Below are 24,391 nucleotides of genomic sequence, written 5' to 3'. Positions count from 1 at the left end.
GGCGAAGCTGAGAACTTAAGCGCCAGTAAACGGCGGTGGTAACTATAACCATCCTAAGGTAGCGAAATTCCTTGTCGGGTAAGTTCCGACCTGCACGAATGGCGTAACGACTTCTCGACTGTCTCAACCATAGGCCCGGTGAAATTGCATTACGAGTAAAGATGCTCGTTTCGCGCAGCAGGACGGAAAGACCCCGGGACCTTTACTATAGCTTGATATTGGTGTTCGGTTCGGCTTGTGTAGGATAGGTGGGAGACTTTGAAGCAGCAACGCCAGTTGTTGTGGAGTCGTCGTTGAAATACCACTCTGGTCGTGCTGGATGTCTAACCTGGGTCCGTGATCCGGATCAGGGACAGTGTCTGGTGGGTAGTTTAACTGGGGCGGTTGCCTCCTAAAGAGTAACGGAGGCGCCCAAAGGTTCCCTCAGCCTGGTTGGCAATCAGGTGTTGAGTGTAAGTGCACAAGGGAGCTTGACTGTGAGACTGACGGGTCGAGCAGGTACGAAAGTAGGGACTAGTGATCCGGCGGTGGCTTGTGGAAGCGCCGTCGCTCAACGGATAAAAGGTACCCCGGGGATAACAGGCTGATCTTCCCCAAGAGTCCATATCGACGGGATGGTTTGGCACCTCGATGTCGGCTCGTCGCATCCTGGGGCTGGAGTAGGTCCCAAGGGTTGGGCTGTTCGCCCATTAAAGCGGTACGCGAGCTGGGTTTAGAACGTCGTGAGACAGTTCGGTCCCTATCCGCTGTGCGCGTAGGAGTGTTGAGAAGGGCTGTCCCTAGTACGAGAGGACCGGGACGGACGAACCTCTGGTGTGCCAGTTGTCCTGCCAAGGGCATGGCTGGTTGGCTACGTTCGGGAGGGATAACCGCTGAAAGCATCTAAGCGGGAAGCCTGCTTCGAGATGAGCACTCCCACCTCCTTGAGAGGGTAAGGCTCCCAGTAGACGACTGGGTTGATAGGCCGGATATGGAAGCCCTGTGAGGGGTGGAGTTGACCGGTACTAATAGGCCGAGGGCTTGTCCTCAGTTGCTCGCGTCCACTGTGTTGTTCTGAAACAACGACCCCAACCCGTTTGGCTACGGGGTTGGTGCGGTTGACAGTTTCATAGTGTTTCGGTGGTCATAGCGTGAGGGAAACGCCCGGTTACATTCCGAACCCGGAAGCTAAGCCTTACAGCGCCGATGGTACTGCAGGGGGGACCCTGTGGGAGAGTAGGACGCCGCCGAACAATTATTCCAAAAAGACCCCCTCCCGTCCGGGAGGGGGTCTTTTTGCGTTAACCTCTGCCGACACACGAACCAGAGTTTGTCGGAGAGGCGCGATCCGTTGCAGAACCTGACCCTTACCTGGCAGTCCGCCGGGGGCGCCGCGGTCGCTCTCTACGGCGGGGCGTACGCCGCCGCCAGGGTCCGGAAGCCGTCCTTGTCGGCGCTGCTGCGGGAGGCCGGCACGCTGCTGGCGCTGTTCGCGCTCTGGCAGCTGGTGGGCCATCTCTCGGTGATGAGCGGAGACCACGCGCTGGACCGGGCGGACTGGATCCACCGCACCGAGTCGGCGATCGGTCTACCGGACGAGGCGTCCTGGCAGGCGGCCGTCACGCCGTACCCGGTGCTGGTGAGGCTCGCGAACTACTACTACGCGGCGATGCACTTCGCGGTGATGCTGGCGGTGCTGCTCTGGGTGTTCGTGCGGCACCGGGAGCGGTACGCGTGGGTGCGGAACACGGTGGTGATCACCACGGCGGTCTGTCTGCTGGTGCAGTTCATCCCGGTGGCGCCGCCCCGGATGCTGCCGCAGCACGGGTTCGTCGACGTGGCCGCCGAGTACGGGCAGTCGGTGTACGGGGGCGCGATGGGCGGTGTGGTGGTGGCCGACCAGCTGTCGGCGATGCCGTCGGTGCACGTCGCGTGGTGCGTGCTGGCGGCGGTCGCGGTGGTGCGGGTCTCGCGGAGTCCGTTGCGGTGGGTGATGGTGCTGCACCCGGTGCTGACCGTCGCGGTGGTCGTGGTGACCGCGAACCACTTCTGGGCGGACGGCATCGTCGCCGTCGTGATCCTGCTGCTCGCGTACGCCGCCCAGGCCCTGGTGGCACGTCGCCGGGGTCGGGCCTCCGTCGACACGGAGGTCCGACCCCGGTACGCCGCGGCGGATCAGCCGCAGCGGGTCATTTGACCGGCAGGGCGATCCTGCCCCAGGAGCCGTTGCTGAGCGCGGAGGTGGCCCAGTACCAGGCGGTGAGCCCGGAGACGGCCGCGACCCAGCCGGCGAACTTGGCGAGGCCGCTGTAGCCGCCGAAGACGGCGATGGCGTTCAGCAGCAGGGACAGCGTGAGCAGGCCGTAGACGGCGCGGCTGAACAGGCCCGCGCCCCAGCTGGCGGCGGTCAGGGTGAGGGCGAGCAGGGCCCAGAGCAGGAGGAACAGGCCGGCGGCGTTCTTGCCTGCCCCGCCGGCCGTCGACCAGGTCGCCCAGAAGGCGCCGAGGCTGGTGAAGGCCGTTCCGGTGAAGCCCTCGCCGCCGCGGAGCTGCCACAGGCCCGCGATGAAGAGGGTGACTCCGCCGACCAGATGGGCGAGGTGTGCCGCGTCCCCGACCCCGGTGCCGCTGAAGACGCCGGTGGAGAGCAGGCCGTAGGCGAGCAGTGTGAGGCCGAGTGCGAGGTAGCCGAGGTTACCCGCGTCGGCTCCGGTGGAGCGGGCGTTCGTTGCCCCGGTAGCTTCGTTGCTCACCGGAGGCTCCTTTCACTTTGGGCGCGCGCAGGGCGCAGTCAACGCAGTGGTGTGGTCCGATGAGGTGGATGCGCGCGACCGCGCCGAGGGCGCACGGCTGGAGCGTGCGCGGGCTGCGGTCAGAAGTGATGGGTCGGCGGGAGAGCCGCCGGTCCTGTCCCCGCCGGGGGATTCCCCGGTGAGATCGGTGTACCCGGACGTACTCGCTTGTACCCTTGTGAATATAACAATTTGTGACGATGTCAGCTGTGGAACGCTCAGGGCCGACCGGGGAGCCAGGGGCTGACCGAGAGGCGGTGTCGGCTCACGAGGCGCGCTGGGTCGGCACCCGCAGGGTCAGGATGGCCATGTCGTCGGACGGCGGTTCCGGGGCGAAGCGCTCGACGGCGCGCTGCACCCGCATCGCGACCGCCCCGGCGGTCAGGCCGGTACAGCCCGTGAGCACCTCGGCGAGGCCGTCGTCGCCCAGCATCCGGCTGCCCTCGCGGCGTTCGGTGACGCCGTCGGTGACGCACAGCAGGACCTCACCGGGGGAGAGCACCAGGCGCTCGGCGGTGAGGTCGAGGTCCTCCATGACGCCGAGCAGCGGCTGCGGGGTGGCGGCCCGGTCGACCTGGCCGTTGGTGCTCAGCCGGAGCGGCAGCGGGTGGCCGGCGCAGACCAGGGACAGTTCGATGCTGCCGTCCGGGCGGGGCGTCAGTTCGCCGTAGAGCAGGGTGAGGAAGCGGCTGCGCGAACCCTCGTCCAGGATGGCCGCGTTGAGGCGGCGGAGCACCTGCGGTGCGTCCAGGCCCTCGCGGGCGAGCAGTCGCAGCGAGTGCCGGGCGAGGCCGGTGACCGAGGCGGCCTCGGGGCCGGTGCCGCAGACGTCGCCGATGGCGAAGCCGTAGGTGCCCTCGCGGATGGTGAACAGGTCGTAGAAGTCGCCGCCGACCTCGTTGCCCTCGCCGGCGGCCTGGTAGTAGACGTCGACCTCGACGCCCGGGATCTCGGGCAGGTCCGGCGGCAGCAGGCTGCGTTGCAGGGCCTGGCTGGTGGCGGTGCGCTCGGAGTAGAGGCGGGAGTTGTCGAGCGCGAGGGCGGCCCGGCGGGAGAGGTCCTCGGCGAGTTCGAGGATCTCCTGGCGGAACCGGACGCCGGCCGGGACGCCGAGCGCGAGCAGGCCGATGACCCGGTTGCGGGCGGTCAGCGGCAGGACGACGGTCTCGCCGAGCAGTCCGGCGAGTTCGGGGCTGTCGGTGAGGCCGCCGGCGGCGGCGGTCTCGGCGGGCGCCGACCAGAAGCGGACGCCGTGGGTCGGGCCGGCGTCGGGGGCCGGGGTCTTGTCGAGCAGGTCGCGCAGCGGGTCGATCCGGTCCTCGTCCTCGTGCAGGACGAAGGCGAGGCCGGCCGCGGCGCCGTGGTCGCCCTTGGTGTAGACGGCGCACCAGGAGGCGAGGGTGGGGACGGCCATCTGGGCCATCAGGGCGAGGGTCTGCTCGTGTTCGAGGGTGCCGGCGAGCAGGTCGGAGGCCTCGACGAGGAAGGACAGCGAGCCCCGGCGGAGTCGTTCGAGCTCGGTCAGCCGGGTGCTCTCGATGGCGAGGGCGACCCGGTCGGCGGCGAACTGCAGCCGCAGGGCGTCCTCGTTGTCGTAGCGGCCGGGCGCGGCGGTGGCGATGCCGAGCGAGCCGATCAGCCGGCCCTCGACCTTGAGCGGGACGGTGACCAGGGAGCGCATGCCGCTGCCGGTGAGCAGGGGCAGGCCGGTCGGGCGGGAGGTGAGGTCCTCGTGGACGGAGGGCAGCCGGGCGGAGTCGTAGCGGCTGCCGGTGTCGACCGGGAAGCGGGTGTGCCGGCGGTGCCCGGAGGTGAAGCCGGTGGCGGCGCGGACCTCGAACTCGGTCTCGTCGTCGGTGGTCAGCAGCAGGTACGCGGCGTCGGCGTCGAGCAGGTCGCGGGCGCGTTCGACGGTGCGCTGGAGCAGGGTGTCGAGGTCGTCGGTGGCGACCGGGCCGGCCAGCAGGTCGAGCCGGGGGCCGGTCGGGTCGGAACGCTCGCAGGGCAGGGCGCGGGCGGGGGAGCGGAGCACCGCGCGGTCGGGTTCGAGGACGAGCAGGCAGAGGGTGGAGGGGACGCCCTCGGTGTCGCGCACGCGGACCTGGACGCCGTACACCTCGACCTCGTGGCCGTCCGCGCGGCGGACGCCGTAGCCGCCCTCCCAGCGGGCCAGCCGCAGGGTGTCGGCGAGGCCGAGGCCGCGGCCGGCGGACTGCGGCCAGACGGCGAGGTCGGCCCAGGGGCGGCCGAGGACGGTCGTGGCGGGGTACTGGAACAGCGCCTCGGCGTCCGGGTTCCAGGCGAGGACGCGGCCGTCCTCGTCGAGCTGGACGACGGCGACGTGCACCGGGCCGGGGCCGCTGGGCAGGTCGCTGCCGGGGGTCGCGGGGACGGCGTAGCGGGTGCCGGCCACGGGGGCGGGCAGGGCGAGCCGGAACCAGACGGTCTTGCGCCCGGCCGCGTACTCGACGCCCCAGCGCTCGGCGAGGGCGGAGCACATCAGCAGGCCGCGGCCGCCCTCGCCGTCGGGGTCGGCGTAGCGGTCGGAGGCGGTGACGGGGCCGTCGCCGAGGGAGGGCAGGCCGCGTTCGGGGTGGTGGTCGGTGACTTCGATCCGGACGGTGCCCTCCTCCCGCAGGCAGCACACCTCGGCGGCGGTGCCGGCGTGGACGACGGCGTTGGTGACCAGTTCGCTGACCAGGACGACGGCGTCGTCGACGACCTCGGGCAGACCCCAGCCGAGCAGCGCGTCCCGTACGAAGCCCCGGGCGGCGGCTGCGGACCGGCCGTCGGGGTCGAAGGTGGCGGCTGCGCGCGCGGTGACCACGTTGCCACTTCTCCTCTGCTGCTCTGGCCTTGACTGTCCGGGGCGTGGCGCCGACTCCCGGTGCGTGCCGCCGGGGTGGCGGCGCTGGGTCGGGTCATGGCCCGGTGCAGCGCTCCACCCTACTTTCCGCTTGGTTCCCCGTGGGGACGGGGCGTTGAAACAGGCACCTGAGAGTGATTCTGCCCACCTGTTTCGGACGGTCGGCTACCAACCGGGCGCAACCGGCCGTATACCCGGCGCCGGTGCTGCCAGACTGGGGGGTCCGCGACGGCCGGTCGGAGCAGTACGGTCGATGCGGGTGCCGGTGTGCCGTGTGGGGCGCCGGTACGCAGCCCGACCGGGCCGGTGCCCCGGTGCGTGCCGTACCGGCACGGACGGTCACCGGGAAAGTTCACGATGTGGGAGGGGCCCGTTGAGTTCGGCCACCAAGGACGCAACCGGTACGACGCCGCCCGTTCCGCGCGGTGGGCGGTCCGGGACCGCGCCGCGGAACGCGGCCGGCCGGCGAGTGAGCCACAACCGGGGGGCGGAGCCGGCCGAACTGCGGAAGCTGTTGGCCGCGCTGACCGCGATGCGGGACGGCAACTTCCGCCGCCGGCTGACGGTTCCGGGGGACGGTCCGCTGGCGGAGATCGCCGCGGTGTTCAACGAGGTCGCCGAGCGCAATCAGCACCTGACCGGCGAACTGGCCCGGGTGCGGCGGGCGGTGGGCCGCGAGGGCCGGCTGAACGAGCGGCTGGAGACCGGCGCGGGCGAGGGCGCCTGGATGGCGGCCGTCGACAACTGCAACGCGCTGATCGACGATCTGGCCCGTCCGATGGCCGAGGTGGGCCGGGTGCTCTCCTCGATCGCCGAGGGCGACCTGGACCAGAAGATGGAGCTGCGCTCGCTGCACAGCAACGGGGTGAGCCACCCGCTGCGCGGCGAATACCTGAAGATCGGCCGGACCGTCAACGGGCTGGTGGACCAGCTCTCGGAATTCACCGACGAGGTGACCCGGGTGGCCCGCGAGGTGGGCACCGAGGGCAAGCTGGGCGGCCAGGCCAAGGTCCGCAGTGTGTCCGGCAGTTGGAAGGACCTGGCGGATTCGGTCAACACCATGGCCGGCCGGCTGACCGCGCAGGTGCGCAACATCGCCCAGGTGACCACCGCGGTGGCCAAGGGCGACCTGTCCCGCAAGGTCACCGTCGAGGTGGCCGGCGAGATGCTGGAGCTGAAGAACACCGTCAACACGATGGTGGACCAGCTGAACGGGTTCGCCGCCCAGGTCACCGGGGTGGCCAGGGACGTGGGCACCGAGGGCCGGCTCGGCGGCCAGGCGCAGGTGCCGGGCGTGGCCGGGGTCTGGCGGGACCTGACCGACTCGGTGAACTTCATGGCCGACAACCTGACCGGCCAGGTGCGCAACATCGCCCAGGTGACCACGGCGGTGGCGCGCGGGGACCTCTCGCAGAAGATCGAGGTGGACGCGCGCGGCGAGATGCTGGAGCTGAAGAACACCATCAACACGATGGTCGACCAGCTCTCCGGCTTCGCCGAACAGGTGACCAGGGTGGCCCGCCAGGTGGGCACCGAGGGGCGGCTCGGCGGTCAGGCGCAGGTGCCCGGGGCGGCCGGGGTGTGGCGCGATCTGACCGACAACGTCAACTTCATGGCGAACAACCTCACCGATCAGGTGCGCAACATCGCGCAGGTGACGACCGCGGTCGCCAAGGGCGACCTGTCGCAGAAGATCCAGGTGGACGCGCGCGGGGAGATCCTGGAGCTGAAGAACACCATCAACACGATGGTGGACCAGCTGGGCGCCTTCGCCGACGAGGTCACCAGGGTGGCCCGGGACGTCGGCACCGAGGGCATCCTCGGCGGTCAGGCGAGCGTGCCCGGGGTGTCCGGGACGTGGAAGGACCTGACCAACAGCGTCAACCTGATGGCCAACAACCTGACCAGCCAGGTCCGCAACATCGCCGAGGTGACCACGGCGGTGGCGCGCGGCGACGTGTCGAAGAAGATCACCGTCGACGCCCGGGGCGAGATCCTGGAGCTGGTGACGACCGTCAACACCATGGTCGACCAGCTGTCGGCGTTCGCCGACGAGGTGACCCGGGTCGCCCGCGAGGTGGGCACCGAGGGGATCCTGGGCGGCCAGGCGCGGGTGCGCGGGGTGTCGGGGATCTGGAAGGACCTGACCGACAACGTCAACTTCATGGCGTCCAACCTGACCGGGCAGGTCCGCAACATCGCCGAGGTCGCCACCGCGGTGGCCCGCGGCGACCTGTCCAAGAAGATCACCATCGAGGCGCAGGGCGAGGTCGCCGCCCTCGCCGGGACCTTGAACACCATGGTCGACCAGCTCTCCTCCTTCGCGGTGGAGGTGACCAGGGTGGCCCGCGAGGTCGGCACCGACGGCACCCTGGGCGGTCAGGCGAGCGTGCCGGGCGTGGCCGGCATCTGGAAGGACCTGACCGACAACGTCAACCTGATGGCCAACAACCTCACCGGCCAGGTCCGCAACATCGCGCTGGTGATCACGGCGGTGGCCCGCGGCGACCTCTCGCAGAAGATCGACGTCGACGCGCGCGGCGAGATCCTCCAGCTCAAGACCAGCATCAACACCATGGTCGACCAGCTGTCGGCGTTCGCCGACGAGGTCACCCGGGTCGCCCGCGAGGTGGGCACCGACGGGCGGCTCGGCGGCCAGGCCCGGGTACCCGGCGTGGACGGCACCTGGCAGGACCTCACCGAATCGGTGAACGAACTGGCCAACAACCTGACCCGGCAGGTGCGCGCGATCGCCCAGGTCGCCACCGCCGTGACCAGGGGCGACCTGAGCCTGCGGATCGACGTGGACGCCGCGGGGGAGCTCGACGAGCTCAAGGACAACATCAACCAGATGATCGCCAACCTGCGCGAGACCACCCGCACCAACCAGGAGCAGGACTGGCTCAAGACCAACCTGGCCCGGATCTCCGGCCTGCTCCAGGGCCGCCGGGACCTGGAGGCCGTCGCCTCGCTGATCATGACCGAGCTGACCCCGGTGGTCTCCGCCCAGCACGGCGCCTTCTTCCTCGCCCAGCCGGCCGGCCGCACCGCCGAGCTGATCACCGAGGACGACGACGAGAACGACACCGTCCTGCGGCTGATCGGCAGTTACGGCTACCAGCGGCGCGCGATGCCGACCACCTTCCGGCCCGGCGAGTCGCTGATCGGGCAGGCCGCGGTGGAGAAGCGGGCGATCATCCTCAAGGAGGCGCCGCCCGGATACCTCAAGATCGCCTCCGGCCTCGGCGAGGCCTCGCCGGCCCACATCGTGGTGCTGCCGGTGCTGTTCGAGGGCCGGCTGCTGGGCGTGATCGAGCTGGCCACCTTCAGCTCCTTCACCACCGTCGCGCTGGACTTCCTCAACCAGATCGCCGACCTGATCGGCGTCACCGTCAACACCATCAGCGTCAACACCAAGACCGAGGGCCTGCTGCTGGAGTCCCAGCGGCTCACCGCCGAACTCTCGATGCGATCCGCCGAGTTGGAGGCGCGCCAGGAGGAACTGGAGCGCACCAACGAGGAGTTGCAGGAGAAGGCCGAGCAACTCGCCCAGCAGAACCGCGACATCGAGATCAAGAACAGCGAGATCGAGGAGGCCCGGCAGGTCCTGGAGGAGCGCGCCGAGCAGCTCGCCCTGGCCTCCCGGTACAAGAGCGAGTTCCTCGCCAACATGTCGCACGAGCTGCGCACCCCGCTCAACTCGCTGCTGATCCTGGCCAAGCTGCTCTCCGACAACAACGAGGGCAACCTCTCGCCCAAGCAGGTCGAGTTCGCCGACACCATCCACGGCGCCGGCTCCGACCTGCTCCAGCTGATCAACGACATCCTCGACCTCTCCAAGGTCGAGGCCGGCAAGATGGACGTCCGCCCGGCCCGGATCGCCCTCGTCCAGCTGGTCGACTACGTCGAGGCCACCTTCCAGCCGGTCGCGCTGGACAAGAACCTGGACTTCGCCGTCCGGGTCTCGCCCGCCCTGCCGGTCACCCTGCACACCGACGAGCAGCGGCTCCAGCAGGTGCTGCGCAACCTGATCTCCAACGCCGTCAAGTTCACCGACGCCGGCGCGGTCGACTTCTCGATCTCCCCGGCCGGCGCGGAGGTCCCGCAGCACGTGCGCGAGCGGCTGCTGGAGTCCGGCTCGATCAAGGACCCGGACGACGAGCTGATCGCCTTCGCGGTCTCCGACACCGGCATCGGCATCCCCGGCAACAAGCTGCGGGAGATCTTCGAGGCGTTCAAGCAGGCCGACGGCACCACCAGCCGCAAGTACGGCGGCACCGGGCTCGGCCTGTCGATCAGCCGCGAGATCGCGCGGCTGCTGGGCGGCGAGATCCACGCCGAGAGCGAGCTGGGCAAGGGCTCCACGTTCACGCTCTACCTGCCGCTGCGCACCGAGGCCCCGGGCGCGACCCAGGTCGAGCGCCCGGTCGTGTCGAGCGTCCCGACGCTGCGCGCCTCCGTCGGCGTGACCCCGATCGGGGTGCCCGTGCCGGTCGGCGAGAACCCGGCCGACCACTGGGCCCAGGAGGTCCGCGAGCTGGCCGAGGAGCGCCGCCGCGGCGCGGTGGAGCGACGGCGCAGCGCCGCCCTGGACGCCGCCGCCGGGGCCCGCCCGGTGGAGCCCGCCCCGCCCCGCCCCAGCCGCAGCGACGTGCGCTTCGACGGCCAGCAGGTGCTGATCGTGGACGACGACGTCCGCAACGTGTTCGCCCTCACCAGCGTGCTGGAGCAGCACGGCCTGACCGTCCTGTACGCCGAGAACGGGCGCGAGGGCATCGAGATGCTGGAGCAGCACGAGAACGTGGCGCTGGTCCTGATGGACATCATGATGCCGGAGATGGACGGCTACGCGACCACCGAGGCGATCCGCCGGATGCCCCAGTTCGCGGGCCTGCCGATCATCGCGCTGACCGCGAAGGCGATGAAGGGCGACCGGGAGAAGTCGCTGGAGGCGGGCGCCACCGACCACATCACCAAGCCGGTGGAGACCGACCACCTGCTGGCGGTGATGCGCGAGTGGCTGCGGGCGGACCGCGCGTAGCGCCAGGGGAGGGCGCGAACTCCGGGGCGGGCTCCGGGGTTCGCGCCGTCCGGTGGGCCGGTTTGCTGGCGGTCGGGCCCGGGAACCCGGTAGGGTCACCGATCGTTGCGAACAGTGACCGGACGGCGACACGCTGCTGAGCGTGCGCCGGAGCACTGGCCGCGCGCCGCTCCGGATCGGGTCACGACGGAGCGATGTGCCGGGCGAGGGGGTGCGGCTAGCATGACCGGGGTAGCGGTGGGCAGGACGCGAGTGCCATCACCGGGCGGCAGGCAGGCGACAGGAGGGCGAGCCCTGATGCAGAAGGCGAAGATCCTCCTGGTCGACGACCGACCGGAGAACCTGCTGGCGCTGGAGGCGATCCTCTCCGCGCTGGACCAGACGCTGGTGCGCGCCGTCTCCGGCGAGGAGGCGCTCAAGGCGCTGCTCACCGACGACTTCGCGGTGATCCTGCTGGACGTCCAGATGCCCGGGATGGACGGCTTCGAGACGGCCGCCCACATCAAGCGCCGCGAGCGCACCCGGGACATCCCGATCATCTTCCTGACCGCGATCAACCACGGCCCGCACCACACCTTCCGCGGCTACGCGGCCGGGGCCGTGGACTACATCTCCAAGCCCTTCGACCCGTGGGTGCTGCGCGCCAAGGTCTCGGTCTTCGTCGACCTGTACGTGAAGAACTGCCAGCTGAAGGAGCAGGCCGCGCTGCTGCGGCTGCAACTGGAGGCGGGCGGCGGCGAGCCTCCCCTGGGCGGGGCGCTGCTGGGCGAGCTGTCCGCGCGGCTGGCGGCGGTCGAGGAGCAGGCGGAGGCGCTGGGTAAGCAGCTGGACGGCGTCGAGGACGCCGGGGTGGCGGCCACCGCGGCGCACCTGGAGCGCAAGCTGGCGGGGCTGCGCCGGGCCCTGGACGCGCTCCGGCCGGGAACCGCGTAACCGGTCGGCGGGGTTCACTCCTGCGGGTGAATTTCTGGCGCGGCCGGGTGAAGCCGGGTCAGCGTGACGGTGTGTCTGCGACACGTCCCTGAGCCCCGGCTCGGGCACATGTGCACTGGTGGCCCACCCCGGTAGGCTGCTGACCCATGGCCACTCGTACGCCCGGAAGCGCGGCACGCAACCCGAGTCCGGGACCGTCCAAGAAGGCCGCGGCGAAGGCCCCGGGCAAGCCGCCCGCGAAGAAGGCGGCGGCCAAGAAGGCGGCCCCGGCGAAGAAGGCGGCGGCCAAACCGTCCCCGCCGTCCCCGCCGCCGCCCAAGCCGATACTCTTCCGGGCCGTCCGGGCCGTCTGGCTCGGCGTGGCGAACAGCATCGCCGCGATCTTCCGGGGCTTCGGCGACGGGGCCAAGAACCTCCACCCGGCCCACCGCAAGGACGGGCTGGGCCTGCTGCTGTTCGCACTCGCGCTGGTGACCGCCGCCGGCACCTGGTTCAGCCCGCAGGGCTGGCTGGGCGAGGCGGCCACCGCCGTGGTGTCCGGGCTGTTCGGGCGGCTCGACGTGCTGGTGCCGTTCCTGCTGGCCGGGATCGCGGTCCGGCTCTGGCGCCACCCGGAGCTGCCGGAGGCCAACGGCCGGATCATGATCGGCCTGAGCGCGCTGCTGGTCGGCGTCCTCGGCCTGGTGCACATCGGCTGTGGCGCGCCCATGATGGGCAGCGGCGCCTCGCGGATAAGGGCGGCCGGCGGGATCATCGGCTGGGCCGTGTCCACCCCGATGATGGCCGCCGCCGGGCCGGCGCTGGCCGTGCCGCTGCTCCTGCTGCTGTCCTTCTTCGGCCTGCTGGTGGTCACCGCCACCCCGGTCAACCGCATTCCCGAGCGGCTGCGGTCGGCCGGCGTGCGGCTCGGCGTGGTGGAGCCCGGGCCGGAGGACGAGCTGCGCGAGGGGCGTACGCCGGAGCGCGACCTGTCCACCGAACCGCCCGAGGACGCGGACCCCGCCGCGCTGCCGTTCACCGTGGGCAGCGAGGACCCGGGCGACGAGGTGGCCGCCCGCCGTCGGCGCCGCCGCCGCAAGCCGGCGGACGACGAGGACCAGCCCGACGCCGTCCGGGTGTCCCTGGACAAGGAGCCGCTGGACCCGTACGCCACCCGCGACCTCGCCGCCGGCGCCGCCGCCGACCTGGACGGGGCACTCGTCTACGGCGTGCCCGCCTCCTCGGCGGTGGCGAACATGATGCACCAGGTGCAGGACCGCACCGCCCCGCCGGAGGAGGCCGCCGTCCCGGCCGCCCGCAGCGCGGGCCCGGGCGCGCCCGAGGAGCACGGCCCGGCCCCGGTGCGGATGGAGCAGCTCCAGCTGGCCGGCGACGTCACCTACGCGCTGCCCCCGCTCGACCTGCTGGAGCGCGGCGGCCCGGCCAAGGCCCGCAGCGCCCTCAACGACGAGGTGGTGGCCCAGCTCAGCAGCACCTTCGCCGAGTTCAAGGTGGACGCCAGGGTCACCGGCTTCACCCGGGGCCCGACGGTGACCCGCTACGAGGTCGAGCTCGGCCCGGCCGTCAAGGTGGAGCGGATCACCGCGCTCGCCAAGAACATCGCGTACGCGGTGGCCAGCGCCGACGTGCGGATCATCAGCCCGATCCCGGGCAAGTCCGCGGTCGGCATCGAGATCCCCAACCGGGACCGCGAGATGGTCAACCTCGGCGACCTGCTGCGCTCGCGCACGGCCGCCGAGGACACCCACCCGATGGTCGTCGGCATGGGCAAGGACGTCGAGGGCCAGACCGTGATGGCCAACCTCGCCAAGATGCCGCACATCCTGGTGGCCGGCGCGACCGGCGCGGGCAAGTCGTCCTGCATCAACTGCCTGATCACCTCGATCCTGGCCCGGGCCACCCCGGACGAGGTCCGGATGGTGCTGGTCGACCCCAAGCGGGTCGAACTGACCGCGTACGAGGGCATCCCGCACCTGATCACGCCGATCATCACCAACCCGAAGAAGGCCGCCGAGGCCCTCCAGTGGGTGGTCCGCGAGATGGACCTGCGCTACGACGACCTCGCGGCGTTCGGCTTCCGGCACGTGGACGACTTCAACGCGGCGGTGAAGGCCGGCACGGTCACCCCGCCGCTCGGCAGCGAGCGCGAGCTGACCCCGTACCCGTACCTGCTGGTGATCGTCGACGAGCTGGCCGACCTGATGATGGTGGCGCCGCGCGACGTCGAGGACTCGGTGGTCCGGATCACCCAGCTGGCCCGCGCGGCCGGCATCCACCTGGTGCTGGCCACCCAGCGGCCCTCGGTGGACGTGGTCACCGGCCTGATCAAGGCCAACGTGCCGTCCCGGCTGGCCTTCGCGACCTCCGCGATGGCCGACTCCCGGGTCATCCTGGACCAGCCCGGCGCGGAGAAGCTGATCGGCAAGGGCGACGCGCTGTTCCTGCCGATGGGCGCCGGCAAGCCGATCCGCCTCCAGGGCGCGTTCGTCACCGAGGCGGAGATCGCCGCGGTGGTGCAGCACTGCAAGGACCAGCTGACCGCCGTCTACCGGGACGACGTGACGGTCGGCGGCGGGGCCAAGAAGGAGATCGACGAGGAGATCGGCGACGACCTGGACCTGCTGATCCAGGCGGCCGAGCTGGTGGTCTCCACCCAGTTCGGCTCGACCTCGATGCTCCAGCGCAAGCTCCGGGTCGGCTTCGCCAAGGCGGGGCGGCTGATGGACCTGATGGAGTCGCGCGGGATCGTCGGGCCGAGCGAGGGCTCCAAGGCCCGCGACGTCCTGGTGAAGCCGGACGAGCTGGACGGGGTGCTGGTCGCCCTGCGCGGCTGACGACCCGCGCCTGCGACGAGTGTTCACCCGTTCGGAGGAGGGTAGGCGCGTGAAGGGGAACCGAACGCCCGTACGCCGCGTCACAGGCCGGAAAGCGAACCCCCCGGGTTCCCCGCGCGGGCCCGCTGACGGCCGTTCAGCGGGGTGCCGGGCACCCGTCGGGGCGGGCGCGCGCATTCGGGCCTGTTCCGCTTGAGAAACGATCCGCCCGCGCCCCTAGACTGTTCCCCAGCAGGTGGCCATCCGCTCGAAAGGCGTGCCCCGTGACCATCGGCAAGTCCCCCGACCGCGAGAACGCCCCGTCGTCCGTCGAGCCGACCGACGACGCGGTGCAGGCGGCCGATGCCCCGAGCATCGGCCGGGTGCTGTCCACCGCCCGGATCGAGGCCGGGCTCACGGTGGACCAGGTGAGTACGGCGACCCGGGTCCGGGTGCCGATCGTCCACGCCATCGAGGAGGACGACTTCGGCCGCTGCGGCGGCGACTTCTACGCCCGCGGGCACATCCGCGCGATTGCCCGCGAGGTCGGCGTCGACGGCGAGGCCCTGATCGCCCGGTACGACGCCGCGCACGGCGGCTCGCCCGCCTCCAAGCGGCCGACCCAGCTGATCGACAGCGGCCCGATCAAGGTGCCCGGCCGCGGCCGGCCGAACTGGGCGGCGGCCATGGTCTCCGCGATCGTCGTGGTGGTCGTCCTGATCGGCTTCAACCTGGTCAGCGGCAAGGACGGCCACACCGGCACCGGCTCCGCCAGCGCGCCGCTGCCCAGCGGTTCCGGCACCGGCTCGGTCGCCTCCGTGCCCTCGCCCACCGTGCAGCCGCCGGCGCCCGTGCCGAGTGCGGCCGCGATCGCCGCCGTCCCGGCCGACAAGGTCACCGTGAAACTGGTCGCCGAGGGCAGCACCAGCTGGGTGTCCGCGGTGGACGGCAGCGGGAAGTCGCTGTTCCAGAACAACATCAGCGACGGCCAGGACCAGACCTTCACCGACCCCAAGCAGATCAAGCTGGTGCTCGGAAACGGCGGGGCCGTGCACGCGTACGTCAACGGCAAGGATCTCGGCCTCCTCGGCAAGGACGGCCAGGTGGTGCACGTCACGTACACCCCCGGCGATCCGCAGGCGGGCTGACCACAGGCCTGCGGAGGCCCTGGAGAGCGGCCCTGCGGCCTGGCGAAGATCTGGTAATCCGAGGCGCGCGGCCTCCGGGGCGAACGGCACCGGAGGCCGCGCGTTAATCTTGGCCCTATGCCTGAACGCCGTACTGTCGCCCTTGTCACGCTCGGATGCGCCCGCAACGAGGTGGACTCCGAGGAACTCGCCGGGCGACTGGAAGCCGACGGCTGGTTGCTCGTCGACGACGCCGCCGAAGCGGACGTCGCCGTCGTCAACACCTGCGGCTTCGTCGAGGCCGCCAAGAAGGACTCCGTGGACGCCCTGCTGGAGGCCAACGACCTCAAGGGGCACGGCCGCACCCAGGCCGTCGTCGCGGTCGGCTGCATGGCCGAGCGCTACGGCAAGGAGCTCGCCGACGCCCTGCCCGAGGCCGACGGCGTGCTCGGCTTCGACGACTACTCCGACATCTCCGACCGCCTCCAGACCATCCTCTCCGGCGGCCACCACGCCCCGCACCTCCCGCGCGACCGCCGCAAGCTGCTGCCGATCAGCCCGGCCGAGCGGCAGTCCGCCGCCGAGGCCGTCGCGCTGCCCGGCCACGGCGCCGCCGAGACCCCGGCCGAGCCGATCACCGACCTGCCCGAGGGCCTCGCCCCGGCCTCCGGCCCGCGCACCCTGCGCAAGCGGCTCGACGACAACCCGGTCGCCTCGGTCAAGCTCGCCTCCGGCTGCGACCGGCGGTGCTCCTTCTGCGCCATCCCGGCGTTCCGCGGCTCCTTCATCTCCCGCCGCCCCTCCGACGTGCTGCACGAGGCCCAGTGGCTGGCCGAGCAGGGCGTGCGCGAGGTCGTCCTGGTGAGCGAGAACAACACCTCGTACGGCAAGGACCTCGGCGACATCCGGCTGCTGGAGACGCTGCTCGGCGAGATCTCCGCGATCGAGGGCGTCGAGCGGGTCCGGGTCTCCTACCTGCAGCCCGCCGAGATGCGCCCCGGCCTGATCGACGCGATGACCGGGACCACGGACGTGGTGCCCTACTTCGACCTGTCCTTCCAGCACTCGGCGCCCGCCGTGCTGCGCCGGATGCGCCGCTTCGGCTCCACCGACCAGTTCCTGGACCTGCTGAAGACCATCCGCGACCGGGCCCCGCAGGCCGGCGCCCGGTCCAACTTCATCGTCGGCTTCCCCGGCGAGACCGAGGCGGACTTCGCCGAGCTGGAGCGCTTCGTCACGCACGCCGGGCTGGACGCGATCGGCGTCTTCGGCTACTCCGACGAGGACGGCACCGAGGCCGCGACCTACGACGGCAAGCTGTCCGAGGACGTGATCGCCGACCGCCTGAACCGGCTCAGCCGGCTGGCCGAGGAGATGACCGCCCAGCGGGCCGAGCAGCGCATCGGCACCGAGGTCGAGGTCCTGATCGAGTCCATCGAGGACGGCGTGGTCGAGGGCCGGGCCGCCCACCAGGCCCCCGAGACCGACGGCCTGACCACCCTCACCGGCGTCGAGGACCCGCAGATCGGCCAGTTCCACCGGGCCAAGGTGGTCGCCAGCGAAGGCGTCGACCTGATCGCCGAGGCGCTGGAGCCGGTCCGGGTCCGTCAGGCCCCGGGAGCCGGGGAATGACCAAGGGGCCCGGCGCCCCGGCCGCGGCCCATCCGGGCAGACCGTCGGCCGCGGTGCCGCCGGTGCCGGCTGTCTGGAACATCGCCAACATGCTCACGATGCTCCGGCTGCTGCTGGTGCCGGTCTTCGTGTCGCTGCTGTTCGCCGACGGCGGGCACGACCCCAAGTGGCGCTCGGTCGCCTGGGCGTCGTTCGCCATCGCGATGATCACCGACCTGTTCGACGGCGAGCTGGCCCGGCGCAAGGGCCTGGTCACCGACTTCGGGAAGATCGCCGACCCGATCGCCGACAAGGCGATCATGGGCTCGGCGCTGATCGGCCTCTCGCTGCTCGGAGACCTGCCCTGGTGGGTCACCGCGGTGATCCTGGCCCGCGAACTCGGCATCACCCTGATGCGCTTCTGGGTGATCCGCTACGGCGTCATCCCGGCCAGCCGCGGCGGCAAGATCAAGACGCTGACCCAGGGCATCGCGGTCGGCATGTACGTCCTGGAGCTGACCGGCTGGCTGGCCACCGCCCGGGCCGTGCTGATGGCCCTGGCGGTACTGCTGACCATCGGCACCGCGCTGGACTACGTCGGACAGGCGCTGCGCATGCGCCGCGAGGGACTGGCCGCGGAGCGCGCGGGCCGGTGAGCGACGGGGGAGACCGGGTGACGGAGCACGAGCTGGCGGTACGGGCGCACGAGGCGCTGCGGGCCAGGGGCGGCACGCTGGCCGTCGCCGAGTCGCTGACCGGAGGGCTGCTCGCGGCCGCCCTGGTCGACGTCCCCGGGGCGTCCGCGACCTTCCGGGGCTCGGTCACCGCGTACGCCACCGAGCTGAAGGCCTCGGTGCTCGGCGTGGACGAGGGGCTCCTGGCGGTGTACGGGCCGGTCCACCCGGTGGTGGCGGGGCAGATGGCCGAGGGCGTGCGCCGGCTGCTGGGGGCCACGTACGGGATCGCGACGACCGGGGTGGCCGGGCCGGACCCGCAGGACGGGCAGTCGGTGGGCACCGTACACCTGGCGGTCGCCGGTCCGGAGGGAACTCTGGTCAGTTCGCCCCGGCTGTCGGGCGGGCGTGCCAGAATCCGTCACGGGGCGGTGACCGCCGCTCTGGAGCTGTTCGTCGGGCGGCTCCGGGCCGGTACGCCCACGACCTGAACCCCGCGGGGCCCGCACCCGGGCGTCCCGCAGCCCGTTGGAGGCGCCGCGGAGGCGTGGTGGAGCCCCGATCGCGGTGATCTCCACCGAACCGAGATCCGCCGATCCGGTCCGCGGGCATGGCACAGCTGGAGGATCGTGTTACATCCAAGGGCCTGGTTGGGCAGAAACCAGGTGGCGAACGAGTTGCGTGACGGTGGCCGGGCGGTCCGCGAGGGGTACCACGAGGGGCCCGCGGACCCGGAAACGACACCGGAACGAGGAGGGGGACAGCCTTGCAGCCCAGAGTGAACACGACCAGGGTCCCCGCACGCGAAGCGGGCAAGGCGGTACGGTGGGGTCGTGACATCTCGATCCGCAGTCCGAGGAGGGAGGCACCGATGATCCTGCTTCGTCGCCTACTGGGCGATGTACTGCGTCGGCAGCGCCAGCGCCAGGGCCGCACACTCCGCGAGGTGTCGGCGGCAGCCAGGGTTTCGCTCGGTTACCTCTCCGAGGTCGAGCGGGGACAGAAGGAGGCCTCCTCGGAGCTGCTCTCCGCCATCTGCGACGCGCTCGACGTCCGGATGTCCGAGGTCATGCGCGAGGTCAGCGACGAACTGTCGCTCGCTGAACTTGCGGCGATGGCCACCCTCTCCGAAGGTGATCTGCTGAGGCCGGTACTCGAACCGGTTCCGCTGCCCGCCCCCGGCACCGACCGGGCGAACATGTCGCCCAAGGCCGCCGCGATGGACGTGGTCGCCGCCTGAACCCGGCCTCGACTCCCGGGCTCCTGGTGCCCGGGGCGAGCGAAGGAGGGCGGTCGTGCGGAGATCCGCGACGGCGTGCACGGAGGCTCGAATACGGCTGCGGCGACTGATACCGTGGCCGGCCCGCCGGGTCCTGGTGATCCTGACGGCAGGGCTGGTCTGGTGGCTGCCGGCGGTCCGGGGACAGTTGGCCGACGGCGCTGTGCTGGGACTGCTCGCGGCCGGCGGCTGGGGACTCGGCCTGATCCCGGTCCACGCCGACCGGAACGCGACCGGGCCGCAGCGGCGCCCGTCAAAGGAGGCCGTGGCCCGGGTGGCGGCGCAACCGCCGACAGTCGGCTGAGCCACTCGAACGGGTGATACGAGCGAACGAAGGCCGCGGGGCACCGGATGCCCCGCGGCCTTCGGCGTCGGCGGACCTCAGGAGGACCGCAGGCGCAGGCCGCGCGGGGTGGCGTGGAAGCCGGCCTCCTCCAACGCGGCGCCCAGCGCCGAGCCGAGGGCCGGCTCGCCGTTCGCCCGCTCGACCGTGACGCTGCCGAGTGCACCCTCGCGGACCGCGGCCGCCAGCGCGCCCACCGCCAGCGCCCGGATGGCGCCGTCCTCCGGCCAGGCCAGCAGCGACTTGCCGCCCCGTTCGACGTACAGCGCCAACTCGCCGTCCACCAGCACCACCAGGGCGCCCGCCTTGCGGCCCGGGCGGTGCGCCCGGGCCTCCTTGGCTCCGGGGGCCGTCGGCGGCTCCGGCCAAGGCAGTGCGGAGCCGTAGGCATTCGCCGGATCGGCGGCGGCCAGCACCAGCACCTGCGGCGGCTCGGTGGCCGGGGCGGCCGGCCACTCGGCGGCCCGGGCCCGCTCCAGCCGGCCGTTGACCGAGCGCAGCCGGTCGGCCGCGCCCTCCATGGCGAACTGGGCGCCGCCCAGCCCCTCGACGAAGTAGCCCCGGCGGGCCCGGCCGCGCTCCTCCATCGCGGCGAGCACCCGGTACACCCCGGCGAAGCCGCCCGGCACCCGCTCGGCCGCCACCGCGCCCCGGGTGACCAGGCCGTGCCGGTCCAGCAGGCTCTGTGCCTGGGTGGTGGCCCGGACCGTCGGGTCGGTGGTGAGGGCGGGCAGCAGCGACCAGCGCCCGGCCACCGTCGGCGGGCCGCCGCGCAGCGCGCCGCCGACCCGGCCGAAGGCGCGGCCGGCGCCGCCGTAGCGGCCGCGCGGGGTCGCCCGGGGCGCGCGGTGGGCGGTGGCACCGGCCGTCCGGCCGGAGCCGAGCAGGGCGCGCAGCGGGGCGAGGGTGTCGTTGGTGACGTACCCGGCCCAGACGAGGTCCCAGAGTGCCTCGACGATCTCCGGCTCCGGGGTCTCCTCCGGCAGCTGCTGGACCAACTGGCGGAAGAACAGGCCGTAGCCGCCGGCCAGCGCCGCCAGCAGCGCGCTGTGCACGGGGGTGAGCGCGGGCGGGACGGGCTCGGGGCGCAGCAGGTGGGCGTGCTCGGCCAGGTGCAGGCTGAGCCAGCCGTCCTTGCCGGGCAGCGCGCCGGCCCCGCACCAGCCGATCTCGCCGGCCGCCGTCAACTCGTCCAGCAGGCCGGGGGAGTAGCCGGTGAGCCGGGCCGGGAGGATCAGCTTCTCCAGGGCGGAGGCGGGCAGGGCGGTGCCCTGGAGCTGTTCGACCACCCGGAGCAGGCCGTCCGGGCCGCTCAGCCGGTGGCCGGCCAGGTGCTGCCACTGCGGGAGGAACGCGGCCAGGGCGCGCGGCGGGACGGGTTCGACCTCCTGGCGCAGGGCTGCCAGCGAGCGGCGGCGCAGCCGGCGCAGGACCTCGGCGTCGCACCACTCGGTGGTGGTGTGGTCGGGAGGAGTGGCGCCTAGCGCCTCCGGCGAAGGGGGCCGGCGGGCGACGGGTGGGCGGAACTGGCCCTGGACCAGGCGGCCGGCGGCGGTGAGCCGGTGCAGGGTGCCGGTGACGACGGCGGTGCCGAGGCCGAAGCGGGCGGCCGCCTCGGCGGCGGCGAACGGGCCGTGGGTGCGGGCGTAGCGGGCGAGCAGGTCGCCCAGCGGATCCTTGACCGGCTCGGTGAAGGCCTCGGGGACGCCGACCGGCAGCGGGGTGCCGAGCGCGTCGCGCAGCCGCCCGGCGTCCTCGACGGCGGACCAGCGCCGCTCGCCGGCGATCCGGACCTGGATCACCCGGCGGGCGGCCTCCAACTCCAGGGCCCAGAGCGGCTCGGCGCCGCGGGCCGCCAGCTCGGCCTCGGTGAGCGGGCCGAGCAGGCGCAGCGCGTCGGCGACGCCCTCGGCGTCCTTGATCCGGCGCTCGGGGGTGAGGCGCTGGAGCTCGGCCTCCAACTCGGCGAGCACCTGCGGGTCGAGCAGTTCGCTCAGCTCGGCCTGGCCGAGGAGTTCGGACAGCAGCCGGGAGTCGAGCGAGAGGGCGGCGGCGCGGCGCTCGGCGAGCGGGGAGTCCCCCTCGTAGAGGAACTGGGCGACGTAGCCGAACAGGAGGGAGCGGGCGAAGGGCGAGGGCTCGGGGGTGGTGACCTCGACCAGGCGGACGGCGCGGGATTCGAGGTCGCCCATCAGCTCGACCAGGCCCGGCACGTCGAAGACGTCCTGGAGGCACTCGCGGACGGCCTCCAGGACGATCGGGAACGAGCCGTACTCGGAGGCGACTTCGAGCAGTTGGGCGGCGCGTTGGCGCTGCTGCCAGAGCGGGGTGCGGCGGCCGGGGCTGCGGCGCGGGAGCAGCAGGGCACGGCCGGCGCACTCGCGGAAGCGGGAGGCGAACAGGGCGGAGCCGCCGACCTGGTCGGTGACCAGCTGCTCGATCTCGGCGGCGTCGAACAGGGCGGCGTCGGCGCCGACCGGGGCCTCGTCCGAACCGGACCGCTCCGGGGGGCTGGTGAAGTCGAAGTCGGTGGCGAGGAGGTCGGCGTCCGGCAGGCGCAGCACGATGCCGTCGTCGGCGTGCATGACCTGGGGGTCGAGGCCGTGTTTCTCGCGCAGCCGGGCGCCGAGCGCGAGCGCCCAGGGGGCGTGCACCTGGGCGCCGAAGGGGGAGTGGATGACGATCCGCCAGTCGCCGAGCTCGTCCCGGAAGCGCTCGACGACGATGGTGCGGTCGTCCGGGAGGTGGCCGGTGGCGGCGCGCTGCTGGGCGAGGTAGTCGAGCAGGTTGGCGGCGGCCCAGTCGTCCAGGCCGGCCCGGTGCAGCCGGGCGGTGGCGGCCGCGGGCTCCAGGGCGCCCAGCTCGCGGGTGAACGCGCCGAGGGCGCGGCCGAGTTCGAGCGGGCGGCCGAGGGTGTCGCCCTTCCAGAACGGGAGCCGGCCGGGCACGCCGGGGGCGGGGGTGACCAGCACCTTGTCGTGGGTGATCTCCTGGATCCGCCAGGAGGTGGTGCCGAGGGTGAACACGTCGCCGACGCGGGACTCGTAGACCATCTCCTCGTCGAGCTCTCCGACCCGGCCGCCGCCTTTTTTAGGGTCGGCGCCGGCGATGAAGACGCCGAACAGGCCGCGGTCGGGGATGGTGCCGCCGGAGGTGACGGCGAGTCGCTGGGCGCCGGGGCGGCCGGTCACAGTGCCGGCCACCCGGTCCCAGACCACCCGGGGGCGCAACTCGGCGAAGGCGTCCGAGGGGTAGCGGCCGGCCAGCATGTCGAGCACGGCCTCGAAGGCGGACTGCGGGAGGGTGGCGAAGGGCGCGGCGCGGCGGACCACGGTGAGCAGGTCGTCCACCGGCCAGGCGTCCAGCGCCGTCATCGCGACCAGTTGCTGGGCGAGCACGTCCAGCGGGTTGCGCGGGACGCGCAGCGCTTCGATCCGGCCGGCCCGCATCCGCTCGGTGACCACGGCGGACTGCACCAGGTCCCCGCGGTACTTGGGGAAGAAGACGCCGGTGGAGACGGCGCCGACCTGGTGGCCGGCCCGGCCGACCCGTTGCAGGCCGGAGGCGACCGAGGGCGGGGACTCGACCTGGACGACCAGCTCGACGGCGCCCATGTCGATGCCCAGTTCCAGGCTGGAGGTGGCGACCACGGCGGGCAGCCGGCCGGCCTTCAACTCCTCCTCGACCAGCGCCCGCTGCTCCTTGGAGACCGAGCCGTGGTGGGCGCGCGCGATGACCGGCGGGGCGCCCTTGGCGACGCCGGACTCGGCCATCAGCTGGGCGGGGGAGTGCGCCTCGGGCAGCGGCTCACCGGTGGCCCGTTCGAGGGCGATCTCGTTCAGCCGGTTGCACAGGCGCTCGGCGAGGCGGCGGGAGTTGGCGAAGACGATGGTCGAGCGGTGCGCCTGCACCAGGTCGACGATCCGCTCCTCGACGTGCGGCCAGATCGACGCCTGCCGCTGCGGGTCGGCGTCGGAGGAGGCGCCGGTGGCCGGGGCCGCGGGCAGGTCGTCCAGGTCGGGGACGGGGACGACCACCGACAGGTCGAACTCCTTGGCGGCGGCGGGCTGGACGACGACGGCGCCGCGCTGCGGGCTGAGGTAGCGGGCCACCTCCTCGACCGGGCGGACGGTCGCGGACAGGCCGATCCGGCGGGCCGGGCGCTCCAGCAGTTCGTCCAGCCGCTCCAGGCTGAGCGCGAGGTGGGCGCCGCGCTTGGTGCCGGCGACGGCGTGCACCTCGTCGAGGATCACCGTGTCGACGCCGCGCAGCGCCTCCCGGGAGGCGGAGGTGAGCAGCAGGAACAGCGACTCGGGGGTGGTGATCAGGATGTCCGGCGGATGGGTGGCGAAGCGGCGGCGGTCGGCGGCGGGGGTGTCGCCGGAGCGGGTGGCGACCTGGACCTCGGGCTCGGGCAGGCCGAGCCGGACGGCGGCCTGGCGCAGGCCGGTCAGCGGGGCGCGCAGGTTGCGCTCGACGTCCACCGCGAGGGCCTTGAGCGGTGACACGTACAGGACCCGGCAGCGGCGCTTGGGGTCCGCCGGGGGCGGGGTGCTGCTCAGCCGGTCCAGGGCGGAGAGGAAGGCGGCGAGCGTCTTGCCGGAGCCGGTGGGGGCGACCACCAGGACGTCGGTGTCCTGCCGGATGGCGCGCCAGGCCTCGGCCTGGGCGGTGGTGGGGGCGGAGAAGGCGCCGGTGAACCAGGCCCGGGTGGTCGGGGCGAATCCGGCCAGGGGGTCGTCGTTCGGCGGGGTCGGGTGCGGGGGCGCCATGCCCCCATGGTGCCGGGTGGCACCGACAACCGGGGTGGGGGAGCGGAGGTCGCACGGGTGTGGTGAGCATGGGTGTAGTTAAAGGAGCAAAAAGGCAAATCCGCTCATATGGTGATGAATCAGGCCAGTGACCCACCCCCGACCCACCGGACCGACGAGCG

13 protein-coding genes and 2 rRNA genes are annotated in these 24,391 nt (G+C 72.3%); 12 read left to right on the top strand and 3 right to left on the bottom strand.

The window, feature by feature from the left end; translation table 11 throughout:
- The 3 genes from ACFVHI_RS06920 to ACFVHI_RS06910 all read left to right on the top strand — a co-directional run.
- Positions 1–1,028 (top strand): 23S ribosomal RNA (locus tag ACFVHI_RS06920); the annotation flags it as partial.
- Positions 1,029–1,115: 87 nt separating this feature from the next.
- Positions 1,116–1,232 (top strand): 5S ribosomal RNA (gene rrf / locus ACFVHI_RS06915).
- Positions 1,233–1,330: 98 nt separating this feature from the next.
- The gene (locus ACFVHI_RS06910; RefSeq protein WP_079135872.1) at positions 1,331–2,176 is read left to right on the top strand and encodes a phosphatase PAP2 family protein; all 846 of its coding nucleotides are present in this window, start codon (positions 1,331–1,333) and stop codon (positions 2,174–2,176) included.
- Here ACFVHI_RS06910 and ACFVHI_RS06905 read toward each other — a convergent pair.
- On the bottom strand, positions 2,169–2,732 hold the full coding sequence (locus tag ACFVHI_RS06905) for an acetate uptake transporter (RefSeq protein ID WP_063349313.1): 564 nt from the start codon (positions 2,730–2,732) through the stop codon (positions 2,169–2,171). The genes ACFVHI_RS06910 and ACFVHI_RS06905 overlap by 8 nt on opposite strands.
- A gap of 304 nt (positions 2,733–3,036) precedes the next feature.
- Positions 3,037–5,598, bottom strand: coding sequence for a SpoIIE family protein phosphatase (locus tag ACFVHI_RS06900; protein ID WP_380336467.1), 2,562 nt, complete (start codon positions 5,596–5,598; stop codon positions 3,037–3,039).
- Positions 5,599–6,169: 571 nt separating this feature from the next.
- On the opposite strand from ACFVHI_RS06900, the gene ACFVHI_RS06895 reads away from it, so the two are divergent.
- The 9 genes from ACFVHI_RS06895 to ACFVHI_RS06855 all read left to right on the top strand — a co-directional run bounded on the left by ACFVHI_RS06895 (position 6,170) and on the right by ACFVHI_RS06855 (position 19,419).
- The gene (locus tag ACFVHI_RS06895) at positions 6,170–10,678 is read left to right on the top strand and encodes a hybrid sensor histidine kinase/response regulator (RefSeq protein ID WP_063351394.1); all 4,509 of its coding nucleotides are present in this window, start codon (positions 6,170–6,172) and stop codon (positions 10,676–10,678) included.
- 294 nt (positions 10,679–10,972) lie between these two features.
- A complete protein-coding gene (locus ACFVHI_RS06890) occupies positions 10,973–11,611 on the top strand; it encodes a response regulator (protein WP_063351395.1) in 639 nt (212 codons plus the stop codon).
- A 146-nt stretch (positions 11,612–11,757) separates the two neighbouring features.
- Positions 11,758–14,445, top strand: coding sequence for a DNA translocase FtsK (locus ACFVHI_RS06885; RefSeq protein ID WP_380336464.1), 2,688 nt, complete (start codon positions 11,758–11,760; stop codon positions 14,443–14,445).
- Between the two features lie 263 nt (positions 14,446–14,708).
- Complete coding sequence (locus ACFVHI_RS06880; RefSeq protein WP_363374410.1) at positions 14,709–15,572, top strand: RodZ domain-containing protein; 864 nt, start codon at positions 14,709–14,711, stop codon at positions 15,570–15,572.
- 117 nt (positions 15,573–15,689) lie between these two features.
- Positions 15,690–17,183, top strand: a complete 1,494-nt coding sequence (gene rimO, locus ACFVHI_RS06875) for a 30S ribosomal protein S12 methylthiotransferase RimO (protein ID WP_380336460.1) — start codon at positions 15,690–15,692, stop codon at positions 17,181–17,183.
- On the top strand, positions 17,180–17,818 hold the full coding sequence (pgsA, locus tag ACFVHI_RS06870) for a CDP-diacylglycerol--glycerol-3-phosphate 3-phosphatidyltransferase (RefSeq protein WP_380336457.1): 639 nt from the start codon (positions 17,180–17,182) through the stop codon (positions 17,816–17,818). The genes rimO and pgsA overlap by 4 nt, the downstream gene beginning before the upstream one ends.
- Positions 17,819–17,850: 32 nt before the next feature.
- Positions 17,851–18,327 carry a CinA family protein gene (locus tag ACFVHI_RS06865; RefSeq protein WP_063351397.1) on the top strand — a complete coding sequence of 159 codons (477 nt, stop codon included), beginning with the start codon at positions 17,851–17,853 and terminating at the stop codon, positions 18,325–18,327.
- A gap of 380 nt (positions 18,328–18,707) precedes the next feature.
- On the top strand, positions 18,708–19,076 hold the full coding sequence (locus ACFVHI_RS06860) for a helix-turn-helix domain-containing protein (RefSeq protein WP_049660741.1): 369 nt from the start codon (positions 18,708–18,710) through the stop codon (positions 19,074–19,076).
- Positions 19,077–19,131: 55 nt separating this feature from the next.
- The gene (locus ACFVHI_RS06855) at positions 19,132–19,419 is read left to right on the top strand and encodes a hypothetical protein (RefSeq protein WP_159398505.1); all 288 of its coding nucleotides are present in this window, start codon (positions 19,132–19,134) and stop codon (positions 19,417–19,419) included.
- 77 nt (positions 19,420–19,496) lie between these two features.
- On the opposite strand, the gene ACFVHI_RS06850 is transcribed toward ACFVHI_RS06855, so the two are convergent.
- On the bottom strand, positions 19,497–24,230 hold the full coding sequence (locus tag ACFVHI_RS06850) for an ATP-dependent helicase (RefSeq protein WP_380336452.1): 4,734 nt from the start codon (positions 24,228–24,230) through the stop codon (positions 19,497–19,499).
- Positions 24,231–24,391: the final 161 nt, after the last annotated feature.

Origin of the sequence: Kitasatospora sp. NPDC127121 (assembly GCF_042677305.1) — a bacterium.
Lineage (GTDB): Bacteria > Actinomycetota > Actinomycetes > Streptomycetales > Streptomycetaceae > Kitasatospora.
This window is presented reverse-complemented; position numbering and strand designations above follow the sequence as displayed.